General features: G+C 65.7%; 16 protein-coding genes. 11 read left to right on the forward strand and 5 right to left on the reverse strand.

From position 1 onward, the window contains the following. Positions 1-251 precede the first annotated feature (251 nt). The 7 genes from AC26AR_RS01090 (at position 252) to AC26AR_RS01120 (ending at position 7,348) form a co-directional block, all read left to right on the forward strand. The gene (locus tag AC26AR_RS01090; protein WP_077378590.1) at positions 252-1,388 is read left to right on the forward strand and encodes a TRAP transporter substrate-binding protein; all 1,137 of its coding nucleotides are present in this window, start codon (positions 252-254) and stop codon (positions 1,386-1,388) included. Then, the gene (locus AC26AR_RS01095; RefSeq protein WP_488107410.1) at positions 1,385-2,131 is read left to right on the forward strand and encodes a TRAP transporter small permease subunit; all 747 of its coding nucleotides are present in this window, start codon (positions 1,385-1,387) and stop codon (positions 2,129-2,131) included. The genes AC26AR_RS01090 and AC26AR_RS01095 overlap by 4 nt, the downstream gene beginning before the upstream one ends. Then, positions 2,121-3,470 (forward strand): TRAP transporter large permease, encoded by a 1,350-nt coding sequence (locus AC26AR_RS01100; protein WP_077378596.1) that lies wholly within the window; start codon positions 2,121-2,123, stop codon positions 3,468-3,470. The genes AC26AR_RS01095 and AC26AR_RS01100 overlap by 11 nt, the downstream gene beginning before the upstream one ends. A gap of 165 nt (positions 3,471-3,635) precedes the next feature. Continuing rightward, on the forward strand, positions 3,636-4,235 hold the full coding sequence (locus tag AC26AR_RS01105; protein ID WP_341542493.1) for a hypothetical protein: 600 nt from the start codon (positions 3,636-3,638) through the stop codon (positions 4,233-4,235). Between the two features lie 288 nt (positions 4,236-4,523). Then, on the forward strand, positions 4,524-5,681 hold the full coding sequence (tmpA, locus tag AC26AR_RS01110; RefSeq protein ID WP_488107411.1) for a 2-trimethylaminoethylphosphonate dioxygenase: 1,158 nt from the start codon (positions 4,524-4,526) through the stop codon (positions 5,679-5,681). A gap of 20 nt (positions 5,682-5,701) precedes the next feature. Continuing rightward, positions 5,702-6,316, forward strand: a complete 615-nt coding sequence (locus AC26AR_RS01115; protein WP_271302433.1) for an HD domain-containing protein — start codon at positions 5,702-5,704, stop codon at positions 6,314-6,316. A 51-nt stretch (positions 6,317-6,367) separates the two neighbouring features. Then, complete coding sequence (locus tag AC26AR_RS01120) at positions 6,368-7,348, forward strand: ABC transporter substrate-binding protein (protein ID WP_488107412.1); 981 nt, start codon at positions 6,368-6,370, stop codon at positions 7,346-7,348. A 113-nt stretch (positions 7,349-7,461) separates the two neighbouring features. On the opposite strand, the gene AC26AR_RS01125 is transcribed toward AC26AR_RS01120, so the two are convergent. Next, positions 7,462-8,130 (reverse strand): TetR/AcrR family transcriptional regulator, encoded by a 669-nt coding sequence (locus tag AC26AR_RS01125; protein ID WP_077378608.1) that lies wholly within the window; start codon positions 8,128-8,130, stop codon positions 7,462-7,464. A 233-nt stretch (positions 8,131-8,363) separates the two neighbouring features. Between AC26AR_RS01125 and AC26AR_RS01130 the strand changes: the two genes are divergently transcribed. Together AC26AR_RS01130 and AC26AR_RS01135 are read left to right on the forward strand one after the other, a co-directional pair. After that, positions 8,364-9,503: an HlyD family secretion protein gene (locus AC26AR_RS01130; RefSeq protein WP_279855836.1), complete on the forward strand. Its 1,140-nt coding sequence runs from the start codon at positions 8,364-8,366 to the stop codon at positions 9,501-9,503. 2 nt (positions 9,504-9,505) lie between these two features. Continuing rightward, a complete protein-coding gene (locus AC26AR_RS01135; protein ID WP_077378613.1) occupies positions 9,506-11,080 on the forward strand; it encodes a DHA2 family efflux MFS transporter permease subunit in 1,575 nt (524 codons plus the stop codon). Between the two features lie 93 nt (positions 11,081-11,173). Here the strand turns inward: AC26AR_RS01135 and AC26AR_RS01140 are convergent, their stop codons facing one another. From AC26AR_RS01140 to AC26AR_RS01155, 4 genes are all read right to left on the reverse strand, one after another. After that, on the reverse strand, positions 11,174-12,700 hold the full coding sequence (locus tag AC26AR_RS01140; protein ID WP_279855839.1) for a 4Fe-4S binding protein: 1,527 nt from the start codon (positions 12,698-12,700) through the stop codon (positions 11,174-11,176). Positions 12,701-12,743: 43 nt separating this feature from the next. Then, positions 12,744-13,604 carry an FTR1 family iron permease gene (locus tag AC26AR_RS01145; protein WP_077378619.1) on the reverse strand — a complete coding sequence of 287 codons (861 nt, stop codon included), beginning with the start codon at positions 13,602-13,604 and terminating at the stop codon, positions 12,744-12,746. Between the two features lie 123 nt (positions 13,605-13,727). Continuing rightward, positions 13,728-14,102: a cupredoxin domain-containing protein gene (locus AC26AR_RS01150; protein ID WP_077378622.1), complete on the reverse strand. Its 375-nt coding sequence runs from the start codon at positions 14,100-14,102 to the stop codon at positions 13,728-13,730. Between the two features lie 223 nt (positions 14,103-14,325). Beyond that, a complete protein-coding gene (locus AC26AR_RS01155; protein ID WP_077378625.1) occupies positions 14,326-14,886 on the reverse strand; it encodes an iron transporter in 561 nt (186 codons plus the stop codon). A 247-nt stretch (positions 14,887-15,133) separates the two neighbouring features. Between AC26AR_RS01155 and AC26AR_RS01160 the strand changes: the two genes are divergently transcribed. After that, positions 15,134-17,575, forward strand: coding sequence for a GNAT family N-acetyltransferase (locus AC26AR_RS01160; RefSeq protein WP_488107413.1), 2,442 nt, complete (start codon positions 15,134-15,136; stop codon positions 17,573-17,575). A 279-nt stretch (positions 17,576-17,854) separates the two neighbouring features. Beyond that, complete coding sequence (locus AC26AR_RS01165) at positions 17,855-19,318, forward strand: aminoacyl-histidine dipeptidase (RefSeq protein WP_488107414.1); 1,464 nt, start codon at positions 17,855-17,857, stop codon at positions 19,316-19,318. The last annotated feature ends 28 nt before the right edge of the window (positions 19,319-19,346 follow it).

The raw sequence follows: 19,346 nt of genomic DNA on the forward strand, positions 1-19,346 counted from the left end.
TTGGCGACCCGCGTGTCCGGCTTTCCGGACGCTGCCGAGCGTGGATGGCGGCATCGAGGACATCGTGCGGCTACTCGTGCGTGATTGGCTCTCGTAGCTCTCTGAAATCATTGGAATTGTTGTGGCGTGGTCAGGCGCTTGCGTTGTCAATGGGTAAGTTGACGTAAGCGTCAGCTTGTTGCGTGCCTTATCGCCAGAAAGCATCGAGCCGTACGACCAGCCAGTACAACAACAAATCAGGGAGCCGTGCCATGTTGCATCACGCCACGCCGCGTCACACGACGCCGACTCGTCGCCTGCGCCTCGGAGCCGCCATCGCGGCGGCCGTCGCCACCACCACCTTGATGGCCGCCGCACCTGCTCAGGCGGAAGGGCCGAAGCAGCTCGACGTCGCCAGTACCTTCTCGACCAAGAACTTCCTGGGCGCCGGGGCCGTGCGTCTGTCCGAGGAACTCAAGAGCGCCACCGGCGGTGAAGTCGGTCTGCGCGTGCACGAGCCGGGCGATCTGGTGCCGGCCTTCGAAGTCTTCAACTCCGTCTCTTCCGGCGCGATCCAGGCCGGTTGGGACTGGATGGGCTACTGGGCCGGCACGGTGCCGATCACCAACCTCTACGGTGCGCTGCCGTTCGGCCCGAGCCCGGAAGCCTTCATGTCATGGATGTGGGCCGGTGAGGGCACCGAGCTGATCCAGGCCGCCTATGACCCCTACGGCGTGAAGGTGCTGCCGTGCTTCATCTCCCCGCAGGAGACGGGCGGTTGGTACAACAAGGAAATCAATTCGCCGGATGACTTCAAGGGCCTGTCGATGCGCATCTCGGGCCTCGGCGCCAAGGTGCTCAACAAGCTGGGCGCTTCCACCCAGCTGGTACCGGGCAGCGAGATCTACCTCGCGCTGGAGCGTGGCCGTGTCGATGCCACCGAGTTCTCGGTGCCGCAGGTCGATCAGGCGATGGGCTTCAATGAAGTCGCCAAGTACTACTACTTCCCGGGTTGGCACCAGAGCGCCAGCTGGTTCTCGCTGTTGATCAACCAGCAGGTGTGGGACAGCTACAGTGACCAGCGCAAGGCGCAGTTCCAGACCGCCTGCCGCGCGACCCTGCAGTGGGCGATGGCCGAAGCGCCGCCGGCTCAGGTACGTGCGATCCATGAGCTCGAAGCCAAGGGTGTCGAGGTCAAGCGCTTCCCGGAACCGGTGATGACCGCGCTGCAGAAGGCATGGGGGGAAGTGCTGGAAGAAGAGAAGCAGACCAATCCTGACTTCGCCAAGGCCTACGATTCGCTGATGAAGCATGCCGCATTGATCGACGAATGGTACGAGCTGCAGGCCATGCCGCAGCCGATGGCCATGAAGCAGGCCGGTGACGCTGAGGAGGGTAGCGCCCAATGACCGACCCCCGCCTTGCGCCCTGGCGGGCACAGGGCGGGGCGGTGTGTGACGCCCTGGGCCGACCGCTGGTCGGCCTGGGGCTATGGGTGGGTCGCCTGACCAGCTGGTTGGGTCTGGCGATCATCCTGGCCGTGCTCACCACCGTCACGCTCAACGCCCTGGGCATCAATGAAATCGCCAACTGGGGGTCGCCTGACGTGCTGCTGTTCGGCACCGCGATCACCATCAATTCCGTCACCGAGCTTCAATGGCATCTGTTCGGCCTGCTGACGCTGTTCGGTGGCACCTATGCCTTGCACAGCGACACGCATGTGCGGGTCGATCTGTTCTACCAGCGCCTCTCGCCGCGTGGGCGCGCCGTGGTCGATATCCTCGGCCACCTCATCATGCTGATTCCCTTCTGCCTGCTGATCGCCTGGCTGTCCAAGCACTTCGTCACCATGTCCTACATGTCCGGCGAGAAGTCCAACTATGGCGGGCTGGTGGACCGGTATCTGATCAAGGCGATGCTGCCGACGGGGCTGGTGTTTCTCGCCCTCGGCGCACTCGGGCAGATCTTCGAGAATCTGGCCTGCCTGTTCGACCCGGCGCGCACTCCTGAGCGCCTGAAGGACCACGAGATTGCCAGTCTTGCCGGCCTTGCACCTCAGGCAGGCAAGACGCAGAACACCGCTGCACACGAGACGGCCGGCACGACGGCACCCAAGGATCAAGCAGACGGGAGCCATGACGATGCTCGCTGAATACGCCTTGCCCATCACCATGGTGGTGGCACTTCTGATCGGTATCTTCTCCGGCTACCCGGTAGCCTTCCTGCTCGGCGGGCTGGGTATCCTGTTCGCCTTCATCGGTGACATCCCGCTGCCGTTTCTCGGCACCGTCGGCTCGCGCATCTTCGGCGGGGTGATCGAGAACTGGCTGCTGATCGCGATTCCGCTGTTCGTGTTCATGGGGCTGATGCTGGAAAGCTCCGGGGTGGCGCGCAATCTGCTGATGACGTTGCAGCGCCTGTTCGGCCGCGTGCATGGCGGTCTGGCCGTCTCGGTGGCGCTGCTGGGCGTGGTGATGGCCGCCAGTACCGGCATCATCGGTGCCTCGGTGGTCATGCTGGGGCTGCTGGCGCTGCCGGTGATGCTGGGGCAGGGCTACAAGGCCGAGATGGCCTGTGGCGTGATCGCGGCCTCCGGCACCCTGGGCATCCTGATTCCGCCCTCGATCATGCTGGTGCTGATGGGCTCCATCCTGCAGATATCTGTCGGGGCGCTGTTCAAGGCGGCGCTGATTCCGGGGCTGATGCTCGGCGCGCTCTACGTGGCCTATCTGCTGATCACCGCCAAGCTGCGTCCGGACTGGGCTCCGCTGCCGGACCAGTCGCTGCTCGGCACCGACAAGACACCGCTGCCGCTGGCGCTGCTGCGGGATCTGCTCGGCCCGATGGTGCTGATCGTCGCGGTGCTGGGCTCGATCATGACCGGTATCGCTACGCCCACCGAGGCTGCGGCCATCGGCGCGGGCGGCAGTCTGCTGCTGGCGCTGGTGATGGGCGGGCTGTCCTTCGACACCCTGCGCAACACGCTGCGCGATACCTCGCGAACCAGCGCGATGATCCTGTTCGTCGTCATCGGCGCGACCTGCTTCTCGGTGGTCTTCAAGCGCCTGGGCGGCGACTATCTGATCGAGGATGTCATCACCGGCACCGGCCTGGGTCCCTACGGCCTGCTGTTGCTGCTGATGGGCCTGATCTTCGTGCTCGGCTTCTTCCTGGAGTGGATCGAGATCAGCTTCGTGGTGCTGCCGCTGGTGGCGCCGGTGGTCGAGGCGCTGGACTTCGGGCTCGGGCTTTCCGGCCAGGGGCTGCTGGTATGGTTCGCGATTCTGGTCGCCATCAATCTGCAGACGAGTTTCCTGACGCCCCCCTTCGGCTACGCATTGTTCTATCTCAAGGGCATCACCGCCGGGCAGGTCTCCATCGGCACCATCTATCGCTCGATTCTGCCCTTCGTTGGCCTGCAGCTGGCGGGGTTGATCCTGTGCATGCTGTTCCCCGCGCTGGTGCTGTGGTTGCCGGGGCTGATGCCCTGAGTGCGGGCAGGGGGCGGGCAGGGGGCGGGCAGAGTGCGGGCGTGACATCGGCGCCGTGCCACCGCCACGCCGGGGAAGGTAGTCAGCAGGGCGAGGGGCATCACAGGGAGGTGATGTGCCACAGATCCGCCGTGATCGGCAGAGCGATCCATCAGGGAGAACGAGATGCTGCCACGACGCAGGGTATTGATTGCGGGGCAGGGGGAATGGCTGGAAGCCATGGCGCGCACCTTCCTGGAAGATGGTGCCATCATCGCCCTGATGAGCACCGCGCAGACGGATCTCGAGCGCGTGCTGGACGCGCTGGGCGGCGAGCAGTCGGATCGCTTCGGTCAGGTGGTGGGCGAGGGCTGTTTTGAGGTACTGGTGGCGCGTCTCGGCCGTCTTGACGTGCTGGTCTGCATGCCGCCGCAGGCCGTGGTAGGGCAGTCGCTGGAGGCGTGTCTGGTCGCGCAGGTCGCCGGGCCCGGCGCCTTGCTCAAGGCGGCCTGTGCACGCATGTTGCGCCACGGTGGACGCCTGCTGGCCGTCGCGCCGCCGCTGTCCTCGCCGCTGCCCTCGCAGGAGCATCATGGCACTGCCATGGCGCAGGCGGCGCTGGGTGAGTTGATCCAGCGCCTCGCGCTGCGTGCCCCCGACAGGGTGCGTGCCAATCTGCTGTGTCCCGAGGGCAGCCGACCGGACGCCGTGGCGGAGTGCGCGCGCTTCCTGGCCGGTGGTGCCGGTCGCGCGCTCAACGGTCAGGTCCTGCACCTGACCGACTGATGTCGAATGGGGGCTCCCGGCCCTCGTTCTCTTGTCGTACCCCCGGCGCACGATGGCTGCCGGGCCTGCCTGCCATTCCTTCCCAAGCCTTGCCGATTCGTTTCCGCAGATGCGCCGCGTTCGCTGGTCCGACATATGGCCAATTTCATCAAATCTATGTCCAATTTCCTCAAACCACTTCGACGGTAGGGGCTTAAGGTAGAAGAGATTCCATTCGGACCCGCCCCCGAGAGCAGGCACCTGCCAGGGAAAACAAGCGTGCCGCTCCCCAGCCGTGGAGAACATCGAGTGCCCAGCGCCCCCCTTTCCGTCTGCCTGACAGACTCCGGACGACAACTGCAGCTGAGCCACCCCGAGGGTGATCTGACCCTCGAGGCGCTCTGGCTGCGCGAGCGGAGTCCTGATGACGCGACTCTCGATTCCCTGACCGGTCAGCGCCTGATCGAGGCGGCGGATCTGCCGCTGGATCTGCGCCTGAGCGAGGCGCAGCTCGACGGCGATACGCTGTCGCTGGCCTTCAGCGACGGCCACGCGGTGAGTGTCTCGTCGTCGGCCCTGCTGGCGGAGTGTCGCGCGCCACAGGCCTACCAGGGCATGACGTTCTGGAAGGGGGATCTCGCCCAGCTGCCCGAGGCTGACTTCGCGGCAGCACTGGACGATGACGCGGCCTTGCTGGACATGCTCGAGCAGTTGCAGCGCTTCGGCTTCGTGCGGGTCAGTGGCGTGCCGGATCACGAAGATGGCATGCAGAGCCTGATCCATCGCATCGGGCCGCTGCGACGCACCAACTGGGGCGGCATCGCCGACGTGAAATCCGTCGCCAACGCCTACGACCTCACCATGACCCAGCGCGGGCTGGAGCCGCATACCGACAATCCCTACCGCGACCCGATTCCGGGCTATATCTGGCTGCACTGCCTGCGCAACGCGGCCCAGGGCGGCGACAGCATGCTGGTGGATGGCTACAGCGCGGCAGAGCACCTGCGCCGTGAAGACCCCGAGGCCTTTGCCTGCTTAACCGAGGTCAGCCCCGGATTCCGCTATCACGATGCCACCACGCGGCTGGAGAGCGAAGGCCCGTTGATCGAGCTGGACAGTCGGGGGCAGGTCGCCCGTGTGCGCTTCTCCAATCGTACCGAGCGGGTGCCGGCGTTGCCGAGCGCGACCCTGCGCCGTTACTACGCGGCCCGTCAGGCGTTCTACCGCCTGATTGCCGGTGACGACTTCACGCTGCACCTCAAGCTGGCGCCGGGCCAGATGCTGATCATGGACAACTACCGGCTGTTCCATGGTCGCAGTGCCTTCCAGCTGGAAGGCGGCATCCGCCATATGCGTCAGGGCTATGTGGATCGCGACTCCACGGCCAGCCGCCGCCTGCTGCTGGCCGACCAGCTTGCCGATCAGCTCAGCGGTCAGCCGGACAACCGGGAGGAGGCCACCGCATGAGTCAGCAAGATACCGTCCCGATGACCCAGGCGCGCTTTCGCAGCTTCGCGGAAAGCACGCATGCCGAATGGGCGCTGATCGATGCGCACTTCCGGGAGTATCAGTCCGATGCCTGTCGGCGCGTGATCGCCCACCTGGGCTGCCTCCAGGGAGATCACCATGGCTATCCGGTGGATCGCTACGAGCACTGCCTGCAGACGGCGACCCGCGCCTTGCGTGCCGGCGCCGATGAGGAGATGGTGGTCTGCGCGCTGTTGCACGACATCGGCGATGATCTCGCACCGGCCAATCATGCCGAGATCGCCGCGGGTATCCTCGAACCGTTCATCGATCCGCTCAATGTCTGGATGATTCGCCATCACGAGCTGTTCCAGGGCTATCACTACCGGGAATTCTTCGGCCAGGACCGCCATGCACGTGATGCCTACGCCCACCACCCTGCCTATGAGCGCACCGTGCGCTTCTGTGACGAGTGGGACCAGACCAGCTTCGACCCCGAATACGACACCCTGCCGCTTGCGCATTTCCTCCCGATGCTTGCGCGCGTGATGGGGCGTGAGCCCTTTGGCGGCCTGCCGAAACTGGTGGCAGCGCCATCGGCTGCAGTCGCGCAAGGCATGCAAGACCCCGCTTGACACTCCCTATAACAAGGCCCGGCGCGACCGGTGCTGACAAGGAACGACAAGATGAAGCGACCCCTGATCTGCCTGACCTCTTCCCCGTTGCGCGGCACCCGCCGCGGACTTCTCACGCTCGGTGCACTGCTGCTCAGTACGGCGCCGCTGGCGGCTTCTGCCCAGGACACGGACGACGTCTTGACGCTCATCGTGCCGCCCTGGCCCGGTGTCAGCGTCAAGAGCGAGATCGTCGCCCAGATTCTCGCCCCCATGGGCTATGACGTGGAGCAGCAGGAAGTCAGCTCCACCGTCGGTTACAACACGCTGACCACCGGCGACAGTGATGCCTTCCTCGCCGGCTGGCTGCCGGCCCAGAAGGACAGCTACGACGCGGCCATGGCGGCCGGCGCTATCACGGATCTCGGCAACAACGTCACCGGTGCCCGGATGGGCTTCGCGGTGCCGGGCTATGTCTATGACGCGGGTATCCACAGCGCGGCGGATCTGGCCGCCCACGCCGATGAATTCGATGAGACCATCTACTCCATCGAAAGCGGCTCCACCATCAGCGACATGCTCAACGGCGCCATCGACGACGATGTCTATGGGCTGGGTGACTGGGATGCGATGGAATCCTCGACGCCGGGGATGCTCAGTGAAGTGCGCGCCGCCGAGCGCGAGCAACGCTGGATCGCCTTCTACGGCTGGACGCCGCACTGGATGGTGCCGGAATTCGACACCCATATCCTGGAAGACCCGGAATCGGTCTTCGGCCCTGACAACGGCGCCAGTGACGTCAAGACCGTCGTGCGGACCGCCTACGCCGAGGCCAATCCCAACCTGACGCGCTTTCTCGATCAGCTGGTCTTCAGCTCCGATGAGCAGAGCGCCTTCATCCTCGACTACAGCCTGAAGGAGCGTGACCTCGATGAGGTGGCGCACGACTGGCTCGTCGCCCACCCGGAGCGTCTGGCGGAGTTTCTTGCCGGCGTGACGACCCGCGATGGCGAAGATGCCGTCGCTGCCGTGAACGCCAGCCTGCAAGACTGACGTAGCCTCCCTACCGCGATGACGGCCATTGATCGCTTCCCGCGCTCCACTTCTCCTGCATACGAAGACGCCGAGTCAGTCGACTCGGCGTCTTGCTGTCAGGGGCCCAGCGTTCAGGCCCCGAAACCCGCGATGAAGACGCGCACGCAGCGCCTGACGTGTGGTCGCAGGCTTTCCGGGTCGGCCGGTTCGGGGAAGCTGCCCAGCAGGGCATCGACATGCAGCGGGTTGAGCAGCATGCCGGTCAGCAGGTTGGCGGCGGCCAGCGGTTCCTGCCCGAGGCCGGAGCCTGGCAAGTGGCCCTCCGCCACCTGACGTGACAGGTAGCCTGCCAGCCGCTGGCGCGTCAGCTTGGGGCCATTGTCGAGGAAGAGCTTGCCGAGCTGCGGGTTGCGGCCGCTCTCGAAGGCGAGGCCACGAAACAGCCGGATCAGCTGTGGTTCGAGGGCCAGTGTCAGCATCGCCATCCCGAAGTGTTCCAGGGCCTCGTCGACGCGACGTGCCTCATTGACCTCGTGATCCATCACCGACCATACCGACTGTGCTTCCTGCTGCATCACGGCGAGGAACAGCCCCTCCTTGTTGCCGAAATTCCGATAAAGCGTCGTCAGTGATCCGCCGGCCTCCCGTGCGATCTCGTTGATGCTGGTCGCGGCGTAGCCATTTTGCAGGAAGTGTTCTCTGGCGACTTCCCGCTGGCGTCTGCGGCGGGCTTCCCCGCGCGGCGAGGTGCGGGATGTGGCGGTGTCCGGAGCACTCTGCGAGGAAGGGGAGTCCGTCATGTCTGTGTCCTCTGGTGAAAGGGGCCGACTGACGCCGTCAGGGTTGCGATATTGCGAACGAGGCACGCTGTCGGTTGACGCTGTCGGGGGTGGCTCAATGAAGTGTAGTATTCATTACACTTAGTGGCGGTGCAAGATGGCAGTCCCGAGCGCAGGCGTTGCGTCATCGAGGCCGGCCACCGTCAGACGGTTTCCCTGCCTGTCACTGACAGGCAGCAACAGAGAGTCGCCGTATGAACAAGGCAGGCAAGGGCGCAGTGGCGCTCCTCGTGGTGGCGGGCGTGATCGTGGGTGGCGTGATGGGAGTCGAGTGGTGGCAGGTCGGGCGCTTCATGCAGGAGACCGACAATGCCTATGTGCGGACCGACAGCGTGCCGGTGCGTTCCGAGGTCACCGCGCGTGTGACGCGCATGCTGGTGCATGACAACCAGCCGGTGAAGAAAGGGCAGTTGCTGGTTCAGCTGGACGATGGGGATGCCAGGGCCAACCTGGATCAGGCGAGCGCCGCACTCGACAAGGCGCGCACCGGGGAAGTCCAGGCCGAGCGTCAGCTGGATCTGCAGAGCGCGAAGATCGATGAGGCCAAGGCGGCCCTGGCTTCGGCCAAGGCCGAGCGCGATCAGGCCGCGCTGCATCTCAAGCGCTCAAGAAGTCTGGAGAGCCGCAGCTATGCCTCGCGGCAGTCCCTTGAAGATGATCAGGTGACCCTGCGCACCGCCGAGGCCAGCGTGGCGCAGCAGCAGGCGTCGCTGGTCTCCGCGCGCCAGCAACTCGAGGTCTACAAGGCACAGCTGGACTCGGCCCGCGCCGAAGTGGTGTCAGCGGCGGCGGATCTCGCCTACGCGCGCCACCAGCTGGAGAAGACCTCGATTCGTGCGCCCCAGAACGGCGTGGTCGGCAATCGCAGTGTCGAGGTCGGCACCATGGCCAGCGCCTCGCTGACCCTGATGCAGCTGGTGCCGGTGGAAAGCGCCTACGTGGTGGCCAACTACAAGGAAACCCAGACCGAGCGCATGCGAGTCGGGCAGCCGGTCCACCTTGAGGTGGATGCCTATCCGGACATCGAGTTCGAGGGGGTGGTGGACAGCCTCGCACCGGCGACCGGCACCGAGTTCAGCCTGCTGCCGACGGACAATGCCACCGGCAACTTCAACAAGATCGTCCAGCGCGTGCCGGTGCGTATCCGCCTGACCGGCCCGGAGGCGGCATTGCCACGCCTGCGGGCGGGGCTGTCGGTCGTGCCGTCCATCGACACCCGTGAGCTGCCGGAGACCGGCACCTATGCGGCCAGTGTCACCGCGCCAGTCATGGCGCCTGATAGCGTGCAGGCCGCCTCCGATGTCGCGGCCACCGCCGAACACGGAGCGCAGTGAGCATGGCCGAGGCAACCGCAGCCCCGGCAGGGGCTGCCAGTGACATGCCGTCGCGCCGTCAGCAGATCGGCTTCATCGCGGCGGTGTTCGGCATGTTCATGGCGATCCTGGATATCCAGATCGTCGCCAGCTCGCTCAATGAGATCCAGGCGGGCCTGGCGGCCAGTCCCGAGCAGGTCTCCTGGATCCAGACCAGCTATCTGATCGCCGAGATCGTGATGATTCCGCTCTCGGGCATGCTGGCGCGCATCTTCTCGACCCGCGTGGTACTGACCGTCTCGGCGCTGGGGTTCACGCTGGCGAGTCTGGGCTGTGCATTGTCCACCTCGCTTGAGGCGCTGATCGTGCTGCGTGCGGTCCAGGGCTTCATGGGCGGGGCGATGATTCCGCTGACCCAGGCCGTGAGCTTCTCGATCTTCCCGCGACGCAAGATGGGCACCATTCAGGCGGTGATCGGCCTGGTGGCGACCATGGCGCCGTCCATCGGTCCCACCGTCGGTGGCTATCTGACCGAGTATTTCAGCTGGCACTGGCTGTTTCTGGCCAATCTGCTGCCGGGCATCCTCGTGGCCAGTCTGGTGTGGCGCAATCTGGAGATCGACAGCGGTGATCGCGGACTGCTCAAGCGTCTGGACACGCTGGGACTGTCGTTGATGGCGGTGTTTCTCGGCAGCCTCGAATACGTGCTGGAGGAGGGGCCGGGAGATGACTGGTTCGCCAGCACCCCCATCCTGCTGTGGGCCATCGTCTGTGCGCTGAGCTGCGTGGGCTTCTTCTGGCGCGTGCTGAGTGCTGACAACCCCATCGTGGATCTGCGCGTGTTCAAGAATCGCAACTTCGCGCTCGGCGCGCTGGTCGGCTTCTGGCTGGGCGTGGTGCTCTACGGGCTGGTCTATCTGGTGCCGCTGTTCCTCGGCAGCGTGCGTGGCTTCTCGAGCCTGCAGATCGGCGAGGTGATGTTCGTGGCGGGCGTGGCGATGTTCCTGATGGCACCGCTGTCGGGCAAGCTCTCCGATCTCATCGATCTGCGCCTGATGATGTTCATCGGTCTGGTGCTGACCGGTGTCGGCACCGGCATGAATGCCCATCTGACGTCGGGCTCGGGCTACAACGAGTTCTTCTGGCCGCAGGTCATCCGTGGCGTGGGCCAGATTCTGGTGCTGCTGTCGGTGTCACGCCTGGCGATGGGACGACTGGCACCCCACGAACTGGGCAACGGCAGTGGCCTGTTCAACGTGATGCGCAACCTGGGCGGGGCGGTGGGTCTGGCGCTGATCGATACCGTGCGCGACTGGCGGGAGGACTACCACTGGAACCAGCTGATCGGCTCCATCGACCAGAGCCGCCAGGTGGTGATCGACCAGCTGGCCAGCTATCAGGTGACCTTCTCTGGCCTGACCGACCCCTGGCAGGCGGGCGTCGCGATGATCGCGCAGCGCATCAGTCTTCAGGCCGAGGTGCTGGCCTTCGACAATATCTTCCTGTGGCTGGGCGCGGTCTATGTGGTGGGCAGTGTCGTGGTGATCGCCTTCCGTCGCCCGGAGAGCGAGGGCAGTGACGAAGGCGGCGCTCACTAGCGTGGCGTCCCGTGGCGTCACCGCCGCCCCGGTCAACAAAAAGACCCGCCTTGATGGCGGGTCTTGTCGTTTCAGCCTTCGGGTGACAGCGTCTCACCAGCCCCAGAACATCAGGTACCAGACCCCCAGCGCGGGCAGGCAGGCCAGTGCGACGCTTGTCGTGCCGACCAGTCGTGCGGCGTTGCCGGCGAGCCGTCCACCGTTGCGCTGCTCGCTGTTGCGCTGCTCGCCATTGTGTTGCTCGCCGTTGTACTGCTCGCCAGTAATGCGCCAGGCCAGTCGCAGGCCCCACAGGCAGGCCAGTGCCAGCAGCACGGCACGAAGATCATTGGCCCAGGTGAGGTTGATGCCGTCACCGCGCAGCAGCGTCATGGTGGTGGCGGAGAGGCCGAGGAACACGCCGAGCCCGCCCAGCGGAATCAGGCTCAGCGAGAGATGCCACAGGCGTGACAGCGTCGCCTTGCCCCCCATCAGCCAGTTGCCAAGCAAGAGCGGCAGGCTGGTGAGTGCGCCCAGCAGACCGCCGCCCACCACGATCCACAGCGTGATCAGACTGCCATCGAGCAGATTGAAGACATCGTTGTGCTCGGGGTAGTTGGTCAGGATCCAGGTGGGCAGGGTGGTGGTCAGCGGCCACATCAGGTCATGCTCGATCAGCCAGACGGCCAGCTGCTGCTTGAGCGCGACGAACCACGGGCTGGCGCTCCAGCTGAAGGCGCCGATGGCGATGCCGAGCAAGCCGAACACCAGCACCGAGTAGTGGGTGAAACGCACCGGCTGCGGCGGCTCGACCAGCTCCACGCCCGGCGACCGCCATTCCAGCTGCATCGCGTCCTTGTAGCCACTGCAGCGTCCGCAGACATGGCAGTCACCGGCACTGTCGAGCTGCTTGAGCGGAATCAATGGCGCGCAGTCAGGCGCATGCGTACGCACGGCCTTGCCCTGGCGCACGGCGCGGTTGTGGGCGTTCCAGCGCGCCTGGTCGGTACGGAAGTGGGTCGGCGAGAGGCGCGCCAGCAGATTGAAGACGCCATTCACCGGGCATAGCTGACGGCACCAGACACGTGTGCCCTTGCCGTAGATCAGCCCGACCACGATCGCCGCCACCGTCGAGCCGCCCAGTACCACCAGCGCGCCCAGCGGGTACTGATAGACGCTGGCCAGCTGACCGTAGAGCGTGGTGCCCAGGAAGGCCACGAAGGGCCAGCCTCCCCAGCGCATCCAGCCCGGAATCGGCCGGCCGAGCCCGATGCGGCTGGCGGCCTCCGTCAGGGTGCCCTCGGGGCAGAAGACCCCGCACCACACCCGGCCCATCAGCACCATGCTGATCAGCACGAAGGGCCACCACAGCCCCCAGAACACGAATTCGGCGAACACCGTCAGATTGGTGAGGATGTGCGCCTGATAGTCGGGCAGCGGCAGCAATGCCGGCACCACCAGCAGGAAGGCGTAGATGCCCACCACCAGCCACTGGATCAGCTGGATCAGGCCGCGCCGCTGTTGCATCGCCTGGCCGAAACGCGCGATACGCGTGGCTCGGGAGGCGCCGGCTCCGGCGTCACTGGCGATGATGTCCGCCCGTGCGTCGGGGCGTGCGGAGTGTGTACTGCAATGGGCCATGAACGCTTCCTCTTCTCTCACTGGGCAGTGCGCGGGACGGGCATCAGCTGCGCGCGCGGGCGGTGAGCTGCTTGCGCTGATCCTTGCGCTCCACCTTGCGCTGGCGCTTCATCAGAGTGATGACGATGACCCAGTAGAGGGCATAGCCCAGCACCATGGTGGTGGCGGGCCAGGCGCGATAGCCGGCGAAGGTCGCCAGCAGGCCACCGAGACCGCTGCCATCATCGAGCAGCCAGCTGGAATCCCACAGCGGGTCGAGACCGGCCGGCAGATAGCCCAGGCCGATGAGCTGCTCAAGCCCTGACATCAACAATGACGCGGCCAGCAGCAGCAGCAGGACTTCCGTGACGCGGAAGAACAGCTTCCAGGAGAACAGGCGCGAACCCAGCTGCAGGGCCATGAAGGTCGCCACTGCCAGCGCGAAACCGATGAAGGCCGCGAGAGAGAAGCTGCCGATGCCACCGGACTGCAGGCTGGCGGCGCCCATGCCGTAGAGGAAGACGACGGTTTCCGCACCTTCACGTGCCACGGCGATGGCGACCAGTACCGCGACCCCCCAGTAGCTGCCGGAGGAGACGGCCTCGGCCAGGCCGCTCTCGAGTTCTGCCTTGAGAGTCCGGCCCTTGGTCCGCATCCAGAGCACCATCTGGGTGATCAGCAGGCAGGCGATCAGTACCAGCGCCGCCTGGAAGACTTCCTGGGCGGTGCCGGTCAGCCAGGTGTTGGCGCCCATCAGGGCCGCGCCCATCAGCCCGGCCAGCACCAGACCGGCAACGACCCCACCCCACAGGTAGCGCAGCCCGGCGCGCGTGCCCGACTGCACCAGCCAGGCATGCATGATGCCGATGACGAGAATGGCTTCGACGCTTTCGCGCCAGACGATAAACAGAACCTGATCAAACATGGCGGGACTCTCGGGGACAGCGGGCAGGGTGAGGAATCGGCAATGCCGTTCGTGCCCTGACAGGGAAGAGGTGGCAGGCGCGGCAGGGGACGAGACGAGTGACGGCGGACATGTGCCTGTGCCTCAGTCTTCTGCGACGACCTTGCCGCGGGCATCCGGCAGGTGGAAGTCATCGAAGTAGTCGTAGCTGCCGGCACGCAAGGGGTGGATCACCACGAAGGATTTCACGCCCGGGGCCAGCACCTTCTCCTTGCGCAGCGAATTGCTCTCGAATTCGGCGGGCGTGTTGCCCGCGTTGTGCAGCTGGATGACGAATTTCTCGCCGGCCTTGACCTTGAGCACCTCGGGACTGAGCTTGCCGTTGGTGAGCGTCAGGTCATAGGACGGCATGTCGCTGGCCAGCGTCACGCGCGGCAGCAGTACCGCCAGCAGCAGAGCGAGGGTCGGCAGCAGCGCAGCGACGGACTGCCGGGCAGAGCGACGACGAGGAAGGCGCATGATGGGCTCCGGGATAGTGGGGTAGGCACTCGGCAGAGGCACGAGGGAGAGTCATTCGGACGTGGCACTCGCGGGCGCCAGGTGCCAGGGATGGAGGGTTGCCGGCAGAGCGACCAATGGCCGCGAGCGCTTTTCAGCACAGGCGGCCATTGGAGACAGCGGGCGGACATGCCGGCGGATACGAGATGGCGCCGGCATGTCCGCCACGTGCAGAGGCTGGTGCTCAGTAGCCGCCTTTCTTGCCGACACCGGCATACACGAAGTCGTAATCGGTGGTGATGGTGTCCGGCCACTCGGCGACACCGGTTTCCTTGTCGATGTGACGCGGCATGTCCGGGTGCTGGATGTCGAAGGTCAGGTGGTACTTGCCCGGGCCATCCAGCTTGACGTTCTTGCCATAGTGGGTGCCGTCGTTGGCGATCATCGGCACCAGATCGCCTTCGATCGGGGTATCACTGCCCTGCTTGGTCAGGGTGTAGTGAATGCCCAGATAGGGAATCCAGTCGCCCGGCGCGAAGCCATTGTCGTTTTCCATCAGTGCGTGGATATCGGCTTCCAGATGGATGTCGGCCTGATTGGCCGGCAGCTTGCCTGCCGGGGCCATCACCACTGGCTGCAGATAGACGGCCGCGATTTCCATGCCGCCTTCCTTGACCGGAGTGCCGATCGGGTATTCCAGTGCCGAGGCCTGGCCCGCCACGAACGGTGCCGCCAGGCTCAGGGCGAGCAGGGCAGGCTTGAGCGCGCGGGGCAGAGTAGTGGTGACGAAATGACGCTGTGGCATCGGGGATGGCTCGCAATAATGGGAAGTGGAGCTTCATTATCCTGATAGGCATAAATATAACCATTCTCATTCTTGCGCCGCCTGCGTTGCCTATCTTGCAACGGGGTGTTTTTAAATATGAGATATTACTTAAATAAAAGGATGTTGAGAGAGAGGGGGCCCGGCGTGACTGGCCTCTAACCTCCCGTCATGAGGATTCCAGCACCATGTCTGGTCTGCCACGTCACCATGCGGCATGCTGCGCGCCATGATGACGACTTCTTCACGTTACCCCGCCCCATTGGACCCTCCCGCCATCGATGCCTGGTGCCGGACACTGCATGAGCGCCTGCTCGCGCGGCATCAGCGCGCCTGTCTGTGGATCAGCGGCGGAGAGGGCACGGGCGGGGATCCCTGCGCTGCTGCGCTGGCGATCTGTGATCTGTGGCCAGCGCGTGAGCCTGCTCCGCTTTGGCTGGGCGCCGGAGAGGCGATCACGACGCCGGGCGGGACACACGTGCGCTCGCTGGCGATGGCCAAGGCTGCCACTCAGCTGGGCGGCGAGCAGGCATTGGTCGTCTTCGATGCCGCACATCCGCAGAGTGGTCTTGATCCCGATGCCTTCGGGGCCGTGGCCGGCACTCTGATGGCGGGAGGACTGCTGGTGCTGGTGACGCCTGCCGCCTGGGCCGACGCCGAGCCAGCGCCAGCGCCGGATGGCGACTATGCGCGTCTGGCGCACTGGCCGTTCGCGCGTGAGCAGCTTGCGGCGCGCTATCTGGCGCGGCTGGCACGGCGTCTCCAGGCGGATGCCAGCGTACTGCACTGGCCGCAGGGCGAACCGTTACCGACGCTGCCACCCGCCGGGGAGGCAGCGACCCGCGTCGGTGAGGTCATGGACCCTGATTGCCTGACGTCAGATCAGGCCGAGGTGGTGGCCGCGCTGGCGGCGCTCCGCCCGAACCAGCCGGTGGTGATCAGTGCCGATCGTGGCCGCGGCAAGAGTGCCGCGCTGGGCATCGCCGCGGCACGCTGTCTGGCAGCGGGGGAAAGTGTCTGGCTGACGGCGCCACGGCCGGCGGCGGTGGCCGCGGTCTTCGCGCGTCTGGCAGCGCTGCTGCCACGGGGGCGCCGCGAGGGCAATGCCTTTCGGCTTTGCGTGCCGGCAGCGCCCCCCGCGCAAGGCGGGTGGACAGCTGATGGAGCGGAGGTTGCGAGCGAGCTGCGTTTCCTGGCACCGGACGCCATCGCCGCCGCCCGCCTTGCCTGCCCGGAGGGGCCGCTGCCGCGCTTGTTCGTCGATGAAGCGGCCGCCATCCCCACCCCGTTGCTCAAGGCGTCTCTGGCGCATTTTCCGCGCATCGCCTTCGCCACCACCGTCCATGGCTACGAAGGTACCGGGCGAGGGTTCCAGCTGCGTTTCCGCCAGCATCTCGAGCGTCAATGCCCCGGCTGGCAGGCGCTTGAGATGACCACGCCTGTCCGCTGGGCGTCCGGTGATCCGCTGGAGGCGCTGACCGATGATCTGTTGTTGCTCTCGGCACCGCCATCAACGTTGGCGCCGGTCATGGAGGGTCGCAGCGATGTCGAGCAATGGCTGGCCGGCAGTGAGGTCGTCGTGCTGGATCGGGACGCTCTGGCACGCGATGAAGCGATGCTGGAGTCGCTATTCGGCCTGCTGGTGCAGGCGCATTACCGCACCACGCCGGCGGACCTGCGGCAGCTGCTGGATACCCCGGGGCTCAGGCTGCTGGCGATTCGCCATCAGGAGACCGCCAGTGGCAAGCCGGCATGGCTGGGCGTCGTGGCGGCCGTCGAGGAGGGCGGGTTTCCTGCACCGCTGGCAGAGGATATCTGGCGAGGTCAGCGGCGGCCGCGCGGGCATCTGCTGGCGCAGTCTCTGGCGGCGCATGCCGGTCATCAGGCGGCCGCCGAGACGCGCTGGTGGCGGATTCTGCGCATCGCGATACATCCCGCACTGTGGCGGCGTGGGCAGGGGGCGCGCTTGCTCAATGCGCTGGAGCAGCAGGCTCGGCTGGCGGGTGTCACGCGTCTCGGCACCAGTTTCGGAGCCGAGGCGGGGCTGGTGGACTTCTGGCTGTCCCAGGGCTTCATGCCACTGCGCATGGGGCTCAAGCGCGATGCGGCCAGTGGCGAGCATGCGGTGATGATGGGCAAGGCGACGGGGGAGCCATGCGATGGCGCAGGCGAGGCCTCGCCGAGAGATACCTTGCTTGAGGCACTGCATCAGGACTTTCAGCATCTGCTGCCGAGCCTGCTGGCGCATGAGCTGGCCGGGCTGCCTGACGTGCTGGCATCGCGGCTCGCCCTGGGCGGTCAACCGGCTCAGGGCTGTCAACCGGCTCAGGGCTGTCAACCGGCTCAGGGCTGTCAACCGGCTCAAGGCTGGCTGCAACGACTCGACTGGTATCGGCGCGGTGGCGGAGGTCTTGCCCTGGTGCGGCCGTGGCTGCAGGCCGCGCTGAAAGCCCACGGCTCCCCAGATGAGCAGTGCGTCGGCTCATCCGGACTGGATGAGGCCGCGCGTCACGGACTCGCACTGGCCCTGGCCGGCCAGGATGCATCAGCCTTCATCGACTGGGCCCAGCGTCAGGGCATCGTGGGGCGCAAGGCGCGTGATCGCTGGTGTCGTGCGGCGGCAGGGCGTCTCGTCGAGGCGCACGGTGCCCTGCCTGCCGGCGATCATTGATCAGAGGCCGGGGATGCCGATCGGTCCCGGCATGTCGGGAATCGGCGAGCAGCCGCTCAGCATCAGCAGGCCAGCAGTGGCGGAAAGGACGGATAACAGCAGAAGTCGGCGGGGCATGAGGGCTCCGGTTGTCAGGGGCTGGAAGTGCACAGCGTGGCCGTGTCGAGAGATCTCATCCTTGCATATTCGCAGTCACTGATCGACAGGCACCGACAACCACTAGCCATGGCCGTGGACGGTTCCGTATGCTCGGGGATGACAAGAACAGGAAACTTCGCCATGAATGAGCATATCGACACGTTGGAACCCGCCATTGTCTGGCGTCATTTTCGTACCCTGTGCAATATCCCGCGCCCTTCAGGGCATGAAGCGGCACTGGTTGAGCATCTGATTGAGTGGGCGCAGTCGCGCGGCCTCGCGCATGACCGCGACGATTTCGGCAACCTGTGTCTGCGCAAGGCGGCCACCCCCGGCCATGAGAGCGCGCCGGGGATCGTGTTGCAGGGGCATCTCGACATGGTGGCCCAGGCGGCCAGCGACTCCCGCCATGACTTCACCCGTGATGCGCTCGAGACCTATCTCGAGGATGGCTGGCTCAAGGCGCGCGGCACGACGCTGGGCGCCGACAATGGCCTCGGCGTCGCCGCGGCGCTGGCGGTGCTGGAAGACGAGACGCTGGTGCATGGTCCGCTGGAGGCGTTGTTCACCCTCGAGGAAGAAACCTCGATGGGCGGCGCATTGAATCTGGCCGAAGGCTGGCTGGAAGGGCGCTATCTGCTCAATCTGGACTCGGAGGACCGTGGCCAGGTCTATATCGGTTGCGCTGGCGGTGCGGACATCAATGTCGCGCACGAATTCGCCACGTCCTCGCTGAAGGATGCCGAGGCGGAGCTTGAACTCACCATCGGCGGGCTGGTTGGAGGACATTCCGGGCTCGACATCCATCGTGGGCGCGGCAATGCCAACCGCCTGATGTCACGGGCACTGGTGGCGCTGGCGGAATTCTCGCCGCGTCTGGTCAGCTGGTCTGGCGGTACGTTGCGCAATGCACTGCCACGCGAGGCGACCGTCGGCGTGGTGCTGTTCGATGAGCGTGTCGCGGCAGCCCGCCAGCGTCTGGCGGAATTCGAGGCGCAGATTCGCGATGAGCTGCGTGACACGGACCCGGACGTCACCCTCAGCGTGACGCGCGGCAATGCCGAGAGTGCCCTGTCCGTCGAGGATACCCAGCGGCTTGTCGCCGTACTGGATGCCGCGCCCTATGGCGTGGAGCGCATGAGTGCAGCCGTGAAAGGCGTGGTGGAAACCTCCAACAACCTCGGCGTGGTCCAGCTGCGTGAGGGGAGTTTCCATCTCTGCGCCCTGGTGCGCTCGCTGCGTGATGATGCGGTCTCCATGATGGAGCAGCGCATCCGCGGGCTGTTCGGCCTGTTGGGGGCGCACACTCAGGCCGAGAATGCCTACCCGGGTTGGCAGCCGCAGCCTGAGGCGGAGCTTTTGGCGCGATTCTGCCGCCTGCACGAGAGCGTCACCGGCCGCGCGCCGGAGATCAAGGTCATCCATGCCGGACTGGAATGCGGCATCCTGGGGGCCAAGTATCCCCAGCTCGAGATGATTTCCTTCGGCCCCTTGATTCGCGGTGCGCACTCGCCCAGCGAGCGCGTCGAGGTCGACTCGGTCGGGGAATTCTGGCAGGTGCTCAAAGGACTGATCACGACGCTTGCCGAGCCGCGCGACGCCTGATCCGGGCCGATTGACTCCCAACGACACC

This window comes from Cobetia sp. PS-4MA, from assembly GCF_057670765.1.